This is a genomic window from Pseudomonas psychrophila (assembly GCF_001043005.1).
In the GTDB taxonomy this organism is placed as follows: domain Bacteria; phylum Pseudomonadota; class Gammaproteobacteria; order Pseudomonadales; family Pseudomonadaceae; genus Aquipseudomonas; species Aquipseudomonas psychrophila.
The window spans coordinates 1-665 of record NZ_JYKZ01000066.1; the positions used below are offsets into that span (position 1 = coordinate 1).

Here is a 665-nt window from a genome sequence, read left to right on the forward strand (position 1 = left end):
AGTGTTGCGTCGTGGGGCCTGGCGGCGGATTCCAGTCCTGCAAGAGCCGGGTCTGTTCGCCAGCGCTCAGCAGCTGCAACTCACCCAGACTGGCCTGCGGCGTGGCCACCATGGCGTGCAGCAGGCACGCCAGATGTTCACTCATGCGGGCAATGGCGACCGGGCTGAAATGGCTGAGCAAGAAACTCCACGTCAGGCTCAACTGTCCTTCACTGACGGCTGCCAGGGTCAGCGGGTAATTGGTGCGCTCATGGTTGTCCGGCACCGAAAAGCTCAAACCGTCCGGTGCGCCCTGCTGCAAGGCCTGGGCAATCGGGAAGTTTTCAAACACCAGCAGACTGTCGAACAGCGGCTCGCCCGTACGCCCGGCCCAACGCTGCACATCACTCAGGGCGGTGAATTCATGCTCGCGCAATTCCAGGTTGTGCGCCTGCAAACGGCCCAGCCACTGCACCACGCTTTCGGCGGCTTGCGGCCGGGTGATCACCGGCAAGGTATTGATAAACAGGCCGAGTTGCTGCTCCGCCCCCGGCAAGTCGACCGGCCGCCCGGAGACCGTGGCACCGAACGCGACCGTCTGCTGGCCGCTGTAGCGCTGCAACAACAGCGCCCATGCGCCCTGAACCAGGGTGTTGAGGGTGACCGCATGTTGCCGGGTAAAAGCG

General features: G+C 63.9%; 1 protein-coding gene. It reads right to left on the reverse strand.

From position 1 onward, the window contains the following. The coding region (locus TU76_RS24085; RefSeq protein WP_048352663.1) for a condensation domain-containing protein at positions 1 to 665 on the reverse strand (665 nt) is incomplete at both ends.